A 9,740-nucleotide genomic window follows, 5' to 3' on the forward strand; every position below is an offset into this window, starting at 1 on the left:
CACGCGGTTATGGCCAGCAGGTTCCTGGGGGGTAGGACTCTGATCCGTCACTGCTGCTCCTTGATGATGGTGAAGTAGACGGGAGACTCACCGGTCTGGGTGACGGGGTGCTTGCGGGTGCCGGCGTCCTCGTTGATGGCGGAGATCATCATCCCGTCGCCCACGTAGATCCCGACGTGGTCCCACCGTTGGCGCTGGGCGTTCCACTGCTGAGCGACCAGGTCGCCGGGCTGGGGTGTCTGCGTGCGCTCACCGGCCGCCCATGGGGAGGTGCGCGGCATCTCGATTCCCTGATCTCGGTAGACCCAGTAGACGAACCCGCTGGAGTCCCAGGACTGGAAGTCGGCGGCACCGTACGTGAAGGCCCCTCCCACGCCGGACTCGGCAGCCGCGACGATGTCCTCACGGGTGAGACCCGCAGGGATCTGCAGATCCAGGGTGTCCTCGTCCCGGGCCCGAGCTCCATCGGCTGGGCCGGGCTGTTCGCCCGCAGGCACCGCCGGACCTGAACAGCCCGAGGGCACCGGCGCAGTCCCGGTCACCTGCGAGAGGATCTGCGTGGCGGTCTGCTCCCACTTGATGTAGCCGTCAGGGTGGGCGCTCTTCTGCACGACCTGCGCGGCCACACCCGGGTGCATGCTCTCCCATCCGGGGTAGGCCAGCAGCCCCAGTGCCGGTGCGGCCCCCGGGTTCTCGTGTCCGAGGAAGAAGGTGCGCGCCGAGATCGACGGCTGCATCAGGTCCGCCACCGGACCCCACCCCATCGTGTGCTGCTGCTGGAACAGACCGACCGAGGCCTTGTTCACCGCTTGCCGGTCGTGGGGGTAGGCCAGCGACTCCGGGACCGCAGGGGAGGCGAGGTTGTAGAGCATGCTCTCCTGCAGCGCCGTCATCAGCGCCACGATGATCGCCTGGTCGGAGACCTCTGCGGCCTGGCCGGCGCCGATGATGGCCGCGGCGTTGCGGATCTGCTCGGGCTTGAGCTCGTACTCGATGCCCTCGGGCAACATCACCTTCACCTGATCGGTCTGCAACTGGGTGGGATCGTCCCGCCCCTGAGAGGGTTCAGCCGAGGCGGACGTGGCCGAGGATGAGGCGCTGGCGCCCGTCTTGCGTGCGGTCTCCACCAGCCGGGGAGGCTTGCGCAACTCGAAGATCAGGCCGCGCTCCCGGAAGAAGGCCGCGGGGTCGATCTTCTCGCCGTTGACGCGCACCTCCATGTGCAGGTGGTAGCCGGTGGCGACGCCAGTGTCTCCGACTCCGGCGATGTGCTGACCGGCCTTGACGACGTCGCCTTGCTTGACCCTGATGGTGTTGTTGGCCGCGTGCCAGTACAGGATCTTCACTCCTCCCCCGCTGTCGATGAGCACCCCGTTGCCGTCCTGCTGCCCACCGAGAGAGACCACGTCTACGGTGCCGTCCATGGCCGCGTAGATCGGAGTGCCCTCCGGTGCCCCGATGTCCAGACCCGTGTGGCTGGTCAGGCCGGCACCCCCGCCACCACCGCCCTCTCCGAAAGGGTTGTCCCGCCTTCCGAAGAGACTGGTGACGGTGCCTGCGACGGGCACCGCTACCGAGCCGTCGCCGGCGACCCCGGTTGCCACCTCCGGGGCCAGACAGGTGCTCGCGGCCAGATCCTGCTGCCGCTTCTTCTCCAGGCCGGCACCGGTGAACATGACCAGGCCCAACACCAGCACGATGAGCAGTCCGATGCAGAGGACGATCGACACGGCGACCATGATCACCGCACGGCGCCCTCGTGCCCCGGCGGCACCGGCTGGCTCGTGGTGCTCTTCCTGCTCACCTGTGCTCACGGCTGCCCCTGTTGCAACCGCTCACGCATGCGCCGAGTCGCCTCAGAGGACCGTTGCCGCGGCCGCGGTCCCTGATGCGGGGGCACGACAGTGCCTTCGACGACCTCGCGGCGAGGAGGGCTCACGACCGCCTGCCCGTTCTTGTCGATCTGGATGCGGGAGAAGCGCTCGACCTTGCGCGGCCGCGGGGCCGCCAGCTCACGACGGTGCGCCCCCCTCTCGAGGCGAGACGCTGCAAGGTGAGCGGCTGCGCCGGCAGCCGCTCCCCAGGGGCCGCCCACTCCGGCCGCGCCCGTGCCGACGGCCCGCAGCACCGGGGCTGTCGGCAGCCCCGGACGGGTGGGCCCAGGCCCTAGGCGCCGTGGTCCAGCGCCAGGCTGGGCTGCGGCATCTGGTCCTCCGCCGGCCGTGCGCAGGCCCACCCGAGGCCGGCCGGTCTCCTCGGTCTCGGCCTTGCCTCTGCGCTGCTCGATCCACTTGCGGGCCTTGTATCCGGCCGCAGCGGCGCCGCCGGCGCCGGCCAGTGCCTTGACCTTGTTGCTGCCGCCCTGCTTGGACAGGCCCAGCCCCGACAGCCACCGGGCCAGAGTGCGCCCCTTGGCCCGGGAGGCCACATAGGAGCGGAAGATCAGGAAGCACAGCACGACGAGCACGATGACCATCAGCAGCATCTGCACCGTCACGCCCAGCCCCGCGGTGACCGCCAGGAGCTCCTTGAGCAGCTGCAGGCACAGGCTCACGGTGACGATCGCGGCCACGATGCCCACCGCGCAGGCCAGCACGCCGATGAAGGCGTTGAAGAAACCCAGTCGGCTGCGGAGGGGCAGGATCGCCACCAGCACCGCCAACCCTTGGTAGAGGGCGTAGAACAGCGCCATCAGCACAGCCACGATCAGTACGAGACCGAGCACGAAGGCCATGGCACTGAACGCCAGGGACCCCAGGTTGATCATCACCATCGGGGCGATGCGGGTGAAGGAGATGGACTCGGACCAGCTGGCCGCGGACTCGCTGCAGTCCTTGACCGGGTCCATCACCGTCTTCTCCTCGACCTTCATCGGATCCGACTCGCTCATGGTCTGGGTGAAGACGGCATCGCATTCCCCGGTGAGGGACTCACCGAACGCCACTGCCTGCGAGGGCCCGCGCATGAGCATGTCGGTCAGATCCGCGGTGAGCGTCTGCCCCATGACCTCCGAGGCGCTGGCCCCGGAATCCAGCTGGTCGGCGCCGCCGGCGATCTCGACGCTGATCTGGCCGGCGGCCTCCTCGGCCTTGGTGAGCACGCCGTTGTCGCCGGTGACGTAGGCCACCGGGTTCAATGCCATGTTGGTGGCCACGATGACCATCGTCACGCTCAGAGCCAGCTCTCCCCATGCCGCTCCGCGCCTGCGGGCAGCGAAGAGCAACGCAATCGCCAGACCGCTGATCATCGAGGCCAGGGGAATCCAGTGGATCTGTGCGACCATCTGGCCCACCGCAGCCCCGAAGGACTCCATGGGGGCGGCGAACCAGCCGACCCACTCGAAGGAGAGCAGGGTGTGCAACAGCCACATCACGGTGGTGACGATCTCGTAGTGGATCCCCCACAGCAGGTCCAGGATGGAGACCAGAGCCGAACGCTTCATGGAGTGCTCGATGTCGAGCTCGATCGCGGTTCCGTGGTCCAGAGGCAGAGCACGGTACTTCTCGATGGGCACGCCGGCGGTGTCCGTGACCTGCGCGCGCCACTCGTCCAGGCCCATCACCCCCGAGCCCTGCGCGGGCGCCCCGTCCCTGGGGGCTGCGAGGGCGGCCGGAGCGGCCCAGAGCTGGGCGGCCAGGACGGTGACCCCGGCGGCCAACGTCAGTGTGCGGGCGTGAATCATGCCTGCACCAGCTCTCGATCCTGTGCCGCGGAGGCTGCGGGGGTCCCTCGCTTGGGCGGGGTCGTCATCACGGCCTTGGCTCGCTCGGGGGTCAGCGGGGGCAGCACCTTGATCTTGGCGATGTTGCCGTGGGCGTCTCGCATCAGGGCCTCACCGCGGCGCTCCACAGGGACCTTGTCGTCCGAGCCCATGGGCGAGAGCCCGGAGGTGACCAGCTCCACCCACTGCTCCTGGACCATGTCGCCCAGCCACTCCAGGTTCCGCCGTGCCATGGCGGCGTCCCGGGCCCGGCAGACGATGCGCACCGGGATCAGCCCGCGCAGGGTCTCGGAACCGAAGTCGGTGGAGGCGTCATGCGAGCCCAGGGCGACCGCGGCCTTGTGCTTGCGGCCGTAGCGCACGACGTTCGACAGCTCCAGCTCGGTCTCGGGCGAGCCGGTGGCGTGGTGGGCCTCGTCCACGATCATCAGGGACTCGATGGCGTCGTCGGCGTAGAGCACCAGACGGCTGATGGCCACGATCAGGGAGTACAGGGCGCGGCCGATGACCTTCTCCACCGGCAGCTCCGCTTTGAGGGCGGCGGACTCGAGCTCTTCGCGTCGGGGCAGCTCCACCCCGCGGGTGCAGAAGGTCAGGAAGCGGGAGGCCAGATCCAGGGTCGGAAGCTGCTCGTCGAACAGCAGGGGGCCGAACTCCGTGGATTCGACGTTCTGCAGGCCGAAGGCGATGTCGCGGGCCTGCTGCGGGTCGGTGCCGGCCAGCCCCTGACCGGAATGCAGGTGCGCCACCAGGGCGCCCATGGAGGTGATCTGATGGGTGGCCGCGTAATCGGGGTGCAGCACCTGACCCAGAAGACGCCCCTCGGGGGAGTTGGCCTCGAAGCCCAGCAGGACCGAGCACAGGGACCGCGTCACGCGTGCGGCGTTAGCCGGCGGGAACAGACGCAGGGGGTCCAGGGACCAATGGGTGTCGCTCAGCTCCACCACGGTCGGTTCGATGCCGGTGGCCTCGGTGAGCAGTATTCCCAGCTCTGCCCACTCCGTGTTGTCCGAGCGGTCGATGGCCACCACCTGACCGCCACGGTCGAAGACGTTGCCGGCGACGATCTTGAGCAGGGTGGACTTGCCGGAGCCGTTCTCCCCGGTGACAGCGAAGGAGCCGGACATGTCGGCCTCCATCAGACCGCCGATGTCCATGAAGACCGGGGAGCGGCGCGAGCTGGAGATGTTCACTCCCAGGCGGAAACCCTTGCGGGTGCCCAGCGCGTCGGTGACCAGCGGGACCCCGAAGGCCAGGTGCCGGCCGGTGGCCAGCAGCTCCAGCTTCTTCACCGTCGCCGAGCTCGGGGTGCCAGGCAGAGCGGCCCACCACAGCTCCTCCTGGTATCCAAGGGGGGTGGTGACCTTGAACTCGCGGGACTCGTAGGCGCGCACGATGGCGTTGGCATGGTCCTGGGCGATCTCTGCCGTGGGCGCGCCGACAGCGAAGATCACCGCGGCGTCGACAGAGACCTCGGACTCTGAGCTGTTCAGGGCCGCGTGGTAGGCGGTGAGGTCCTCAGCGATCCGGTCCAGTCGGGTGGAGCCGCCGGTGATGGCGTGGGAGTCCCCGGACTGCTGGTTGTACTCGTCGTTGAGCTTCTCTTCAGCGCGCTTGTTCCTGGAGGCGGCCTTCTTGGCCGGCAGGATGTTCATCCGCATGACCCAGTCCGCGTTGACGTTCAGGCTGTCCAGGTAGCTGATGAACTCATCGTCCGGGAAGTTGAAGCCCTCAGCCGGCCCGCCGGTCAGCGCCAACAGCACCTGGTAGCTGGCCTCTCCGGCGGTGGCATCGGAACGGACCTTGAGGTAGCGGCGCCGGAAGGGGTTGAGCCGCTCCTTGGCGCTGACCTCGGACTGGCCGCCCTCGTCGAGCCAGGGTTCGGGGATCACCCCGCGGCCGGTGAGGTGCTGCGCTGAAGATTCCCCGGCCGGCGCCGTGGGGTCAGAGCCCAGCCCGCGGTTGTGGGAGTGGGAGTAGATCCACAGGACCTCCGCAGGGCTGGAGGGTTTGGCGTGGAAGACCTCAGGGATGTTGCGGGCGACCTGGTGGGCGGCCTTGAGCAGCGCGTCGATCTCGTTGGCGTCGGGGCGGCGGGAAGGCAGGGCCAGCTGTTCGCGCAGCTTGCCGTCCGCGGCCTTGGCGAGGGTCCGAACCCGGTCCATGACCGAGCGGGCCGGCAGCGGGACGGCCAGCCAGTAGGCGCGTTCCCCGACGGGGATCTGCTCCAGTTCGTCCAGGACGAGCTCGGCCTCGTGCAGATAGTGCTCGCACTCGCTCAGGTCCAGACCCTCGAGCATCCGCTCGACGACGGAGGCCGGCTCGATCTCGGCGCACAGGCCCATCAGCAGTGCCTCCCCGCGCAGACCCTGGAACAGCGCCTGATGGGCGAGCATCGCCCGCTCCTTGTGGTCACCCTTGCCGAAGCCGTAAGGCAGACCGCGCAGACGCCACATCGCCCAGACCGTGCCGGAGGTGGTCCAGACCAGGTTCTGTGTCATGTACAAGATCGGGTTCTTCATGCGTGGTCCTTGCGGTCTGTGGGGGCGGTGGCCTGGTGGAGGAGGCGGGTCACCGAGGAGGTGCCCAGGGGCCGGTAGGTGGGGCGCTGGGGTGTCTCGTCAGGAGTGGCTCCCTGGGAGGGGGGCGCCGCCGCGGTGGGCGCGTTCTCTGAGGTGTCGGCCTGCGGACGCCTCGGCGGTCGGGTCAGCTCAAACTTCACGCCCTCGTACTGCCCGTTCTTAGGCTTGGACCAGGCGTTGATCGCGCCGGTGAAGAGCATGATCAGTTCGTGGATGTTGTCCGGGGCGTACCGCAGGGCCCAGACCGCGGCGGCGGCCCAGCCCAGCGAGATGACGACGTCGACGATCAGCGTCTGGGTGCCCCAGACACCGCGGAAGGACCACAGCAGAGCAAGGACCGCCGCCGCCCCGGCGCCCTGCACGAGCGTGTAGGGCCCGCCCCAGATCCGAGTGCCGTCGGGCAGTCGGTGCAAGGTGGTGGGGATGCGGCGGATGCTGCTGTAGAACCGTCCGGTCTCGGCCATCGGTCGTGTCCTTCCTGGCTCAGACCAGCAGCACGCCGGCGACGGTGGAGCCGAACTCGTCGGCCAGCCACTCCACGCCGAACAGGCCCAGCCAGATGAAGAAGCCGCCGCCGATGCCGGCCATGATCGTGCCGGCGGTCTTGCCCTTGGCGGCGACGGCACCGATCAGGAAGACCACGACGCCGAACAGGACGATGACGGCCTTCAGCGCGATCATCGCCTCGGAGGTGAGGTCGTTGACGGTGTCGAAGATGTTGCCGACGACCATGCCGTCCAGGGCGGTCTGGGTGAGGGAGGTGTTCATGGGGTGTTCCTTTCAGACAGGCTGTTCAAGAAGTGGGGGTAGCTGAGCGGGACTCGGATTCAGGGGCCAGCAGAGGAGCAGGGTCCAGAGAGATCACCTCCCATCGGCCGTCTCGCCGAGCGACCGTGACCGGGAAGGTGGCGCCCATGCGTGACTGGCTCGCATCCGGCAGCACCCCCTCGGCCTGAATGAGCACCCGGACGGCTTCGCCGTCGGGAAGTTCCTCGAGCTTCTTGCTCGTGCGCAGATCCTCGATCACCAGTTCGGTGTAGGGGGCCGGTGTGATCGTCTGGAGCGTGCCGGTGGCCGCCAGGTACCGGGTGACGTCCCCCTTGCCGGCGCCGTAGGACTGCAGGAAGCCCTCCAGCGTGGTCCCCAGATCGGTGGTCGTGGAGATCCGGTGCGGGTATCCCAACGAGACCGCCTCGCCCTGACGTGGCCCAGGCGCAGGTGTGGGGTATCCGATCACCTGGACCGTGCCCTCCGTCTGCTTGACCGCCACCTGGTAGTAGCGCAGCGCGTACGTGGTGGGCGCCGGCTTGGCGCTGGTCTTGGCCTCCGTGCTGGCGGAGGCTGGAGCCGAGCTCGTCGTGTTCTCGGGCGTCTGCCCGTCCTGCTCGAGCTCAGTGCGCTGCTCGACGTGGGCGGCGACGAGCACGGAGATCACGTCCGGGTCCTTTGTCTTCTCCACACCGGCCACGGCGACGTCGCGCACGGCCAACGGCGTCTCGGGGACCTTCCGGGAGTCCTCCTTGACGTACGCGCTCAGCAGACTCTGGTCCTGCCGGGAGGCCGTGAGCCACGCCGTCACGTAGGAGACCGCGGTGCCCTCGGCGGTGGCCGTGTTCACCGTCTCCACCACCGGAGCCTTCTCAGCGCCAGAGGACATCACGGACATCCCCAGGGCGCCACACCCGGACAGCAACCCCAGCCCGATGGCGCCATAGACGCCCCCCACCAGAAGCTTGGACCCCAGGTCGTTGACCTTGGTTCGGGCCGGCGTCGGAATCTGCTCCTGCGCCAGCTCACCCGGTTCCTGCCGAGGCCGCTTCTTCCGTGCCCACGCCATCATCGGCCCCCCTGCATGCTCCGCGCGATCTGGGTGGCCCGACGCAGCTGGTCCGAGTCGAGCACCTGGCGCAGCTGCAGCTGAGCGCTCTCGTCGAACGGACGGGCCAGCAGATCGGCCATGCCGGCCTCCAAGGTGGTCTCGGCCTGACGCATCGCGTGCGCATCACTGACGAACTCCGTCCACTGCTGATCGGTCAGCGTCGGGATCTGGTCCTGGTCGGACACGGAGTGGGGGCACTGCTCGGGCATGACAGCTCTCCTAGCGGGGGATGGTCTCTCACTGCCCTAAAGGCCCCCCTGCAGCACAGGTGTCCCTCCCGCGCGACCAAGATTTTCGCCTGCACCCTCAGATCCGCATGAATGCAGGGATTTCCAGACCCGTCACTTCTGGAAATCTGCTGATCTTCGCTGCGCTGGCTCATGTCCAGACTCGTATCCCGACCCCCTGAGTGGACTGGATTCCGATCCGCCCGGCCCCGCCCGGGACCACCGCTTCAGGAGGTAACCCCATGACCATCACCCAGGCCTACGCCCCCACCGTGATCGACCGACTCAACGCCGAGTGGGCTGTGCGCTACGCCGATGTCCCGCACGCTTGGCCGCACGGGGAGCAGACCGGCGACCAGCTGCGCCAGAGCGTGAGCGAAGCACCTCGAGAGGAGCGCGAGCAGCTGATGCGCGGGCTGCTGGAACAGGCAGCGCAGGGCGATGAGCACTGCGGGCGCGCGGTACTGCAGCTCATGCTCCCGCGGTTCACCCTGATCGCCGCCCGCCACACACGCATGCGCTTGGCCACCGTCCACGGAGACTCAAGCGCTCAGGAGGAGGTGGCGGCCGCGGTGATCGCCGCCGCCTGGCGCTGGGTGCGTAAGCCCTCCCTGCACCGGCCCGGCTCGTGCATCGGCAACCTGGCCATGGACGTGATGAAGGACTCCCTGCTGGAGCGCCGGATCTACGACATCCACGACGGCAACGACACCCTGCCTGACTGGCTGCCCGAGCTCGCCACCACCTCCGGCGAAGAACAGGACGGCGACCGGGCAACGCTGGAGCTGTGTGCTCTGGTCGCCTGGGCCCGCGACACGGCCGTGTTCTCCAGTCGAGACGCGTCGGTGTTCCTGCGCTACCAGCTGGCCAACGACCAGGAGCGCGCTGCACTGAGCCAGGAGTACGGCTACAACGGTCGCGCCCTGTGCAAGCGCGTCTCGGTCCTGCGCAGTCGGCTGACCAAGGCCGTGAAGGACTACGCCCTGCAGCGCTCTGATCTCACCGTCGACTGGGAGTCGCTCATGCAGCAGGGCGCCGCATGACCCCCACTCGTCGAGTTCTCCACCAATCCCCAACCACAAGCGGGCCTACTACAGGAGAGAACTACATGGGTTTTCCTATATGGGGACCCCCTCCGATCCCAGTGCTGGCGCGGAATCTAAGGGGGTGGGCGTCACAAGATGCACACGCCCACCGTCACAAGATGCACGTGGATAACTCCGGCCCTCACCGGGTGGGCGTCACAAGATGCACATGCTCGATCCGCATGATTACGCCCTTTTCGGCCCCCACCGACGCCCTCGCCGGCTCTCACCCCCGGGTGTCACAAG

8 protein-coding genes are annotated in these 9,740 nt (G+C 68.3%); 1 reads left to right on the forward strand and 7 read right to left on the reverse strand.

Annotated features, from left to right (window positions below; all coding sequences use genetic code 11):
* Nucleotides 1-47: 47 nt before the first annotated feature.
* The 7 genes from AC0VX0_RS12095 to AC0VX0_RS12125 form a co-directional block, all read right to left on the reverse strand.
* On the reverse strand, nt 48-1,814 hold the full coding sequence (locus tag AC0VX0_RS12095; protein WP_475452132.1) for a peptidoglycan DD-metalloendopeptidase family protein: 1,767 nt from the start codon (nt 1,812-1,814) through the stop codon (nt 48-50).
* Nucleotides 1,811-3,682, reverse strand: a complete 1,872-nt coding sequence (locus AC0VX0_RS12100) for a hypothetical protein (protein ID WP_475452134.1) — start codon at nt 3,680-3,682, stop codon at nt 1,811-1,813. Before AC0VX0_RS12100 ends, AC0VX0_RS12095 begins: the two co-directional genes overlap by 4 nt.
* Nucleotides 3,679-6,243, reverse strand: a complete 2,565-nt coding sequence (locus AC0VX0_RS12105) for an ATP-binding protein (protein WP_475452136.1) — start codon at nt 6,241-6,243, stop codon at nt 3,679-3,681. The genes AC0VX0_RS12100 and AC0VX0_RS12105 overlap by 4 nt, the downstream gene beginning before the upstream one ends.
* Complete coding sequence (locus AC0VX0_RS12110; protein WP_475452138.1) at nt 6,240-6,767, reverse strand: hypothetical protein; 528 nt, start codon at nt 6,765-6,767, stop codon at nt 6,240-6,242. The genes AC0VX0_RS12105 and AC0VX0_RS12110 overlap by 4 nt, the downstream gene beginning before the upstream one ends.
* A gap of 19 nt (nt 6,768-6,786) precedes the next feature.
* Nucleotides 6,787-7,071 carry a hypothetical protein gene (locus AC0VX0_RS12115; protein ID WP_356972860.1) on the reverse strand — a complete coding sequence of 95 codons (285 nt, stop codon included), beginning with the start codon at nt 7,069-7,071 and terminating at the stop codon, nt 6,787-6,789.
* A 25-nt stretch (nt 7,072-7,096) separates the two neighbouring features.
* Nucleotides 7,097-7,960, reverse strand: a complete 864-nt coding sequence (locus AC0VX0_RS12120) for a conjugal transfer protein (RefSeq protein WP_356972858.1) — start codon at nt 7,958-7,960, stop codon at nt 7,097-7,099.
* Between the two features lie 179 nt (nt 7,961-8,139).
* Nucleotides 8,140-8,391, reverse strand: coding sequence for a hypothetical protein (locus tag AC0VX0_RS12125; RefSeq protein ID WP_356972856.1), 252 nt, complete (start codon nt 8,389-8,391; stop codon nt 8,140-8,142).
* A 260-nt stretch (nt 8,392-8,651) separates the two neighbouring features.
* On the opposite strand from AC0VX0_RS12125, the gene AC0VX0_RS12130 reads away from it, so the two are divergent.
* Nucleotides 8,652-9,452, forward strand: a complete 801-nt coding sequence (locus AC0VX0_RS12130) for a hypothetical protein (protein WP_475452141.1) — start codon at nt 8,652-8,654, stop codon at nt 9,450-9,452.
* Nucleotides 9,453-9,740 lie beyond the last annotated feature (288 nt).

The organism is Micrococcus sp. iso_26 (genome assembly GCF_056172975.1).

What these genes read in the sequence shown, in the direction of transcription:
- AC0VX0_RS12100 (WP_475452134.1), bottom strand. Translation starts at nt 3,682, where the DNA reads ATGATTCACGCCCGCACACTGACGTTGGCCGCCGGGGTCACCGTCCTG.
- AC0VX0_RS12105 (WP_475452136.1), bottom strand. Translation starts at nt 6,243, where the DNA reads ATGAAGAACCCGATCTTGTACATGACACAGAACCTGGTCTGGACCACC.
- AC0VX0_RS12110 (WP_475452138.1), bottom strand. Translation starts at nt 6,767, where the DNA reads ATGGCCGAGACCGGACGGTTCTACAGCAGCATCCGCCGCATCCCCACC.
- AC0VX0_RS12115 (WP_356972860.1), bottom strand. Translation starts at nt 7,071, where the DNA reads ATGAACACCTCCCTCACCCAGACCGCCCTGGACGGCATGGTCGTCGGC.
- AC0VX0_RS12120 (WP_356972858.1), bottom strand. Translation starts at nt 7,960, where the DNA reads ATGTCCTCTGGCGCTGAGAAGGCTCCGGTGGTGGAGACGGTGAACACG.
- AC0VX0_RS12125 (WP_356972856.1), bottom strand. Translation starts at nt 8,391, where the DNA reads ATGCCCGAGCAGTGCCCCCACTCCGTGTCCGACCAGGACCAGATCCCG.
- AC0VX0_RS12130 (WP_475452141.1), top strand. Translation starts at nt 8,652, where the DNA reads ATGACCATCACCCAGGCCTACGCCCCCACCGTGATCGACCGACTCAAC.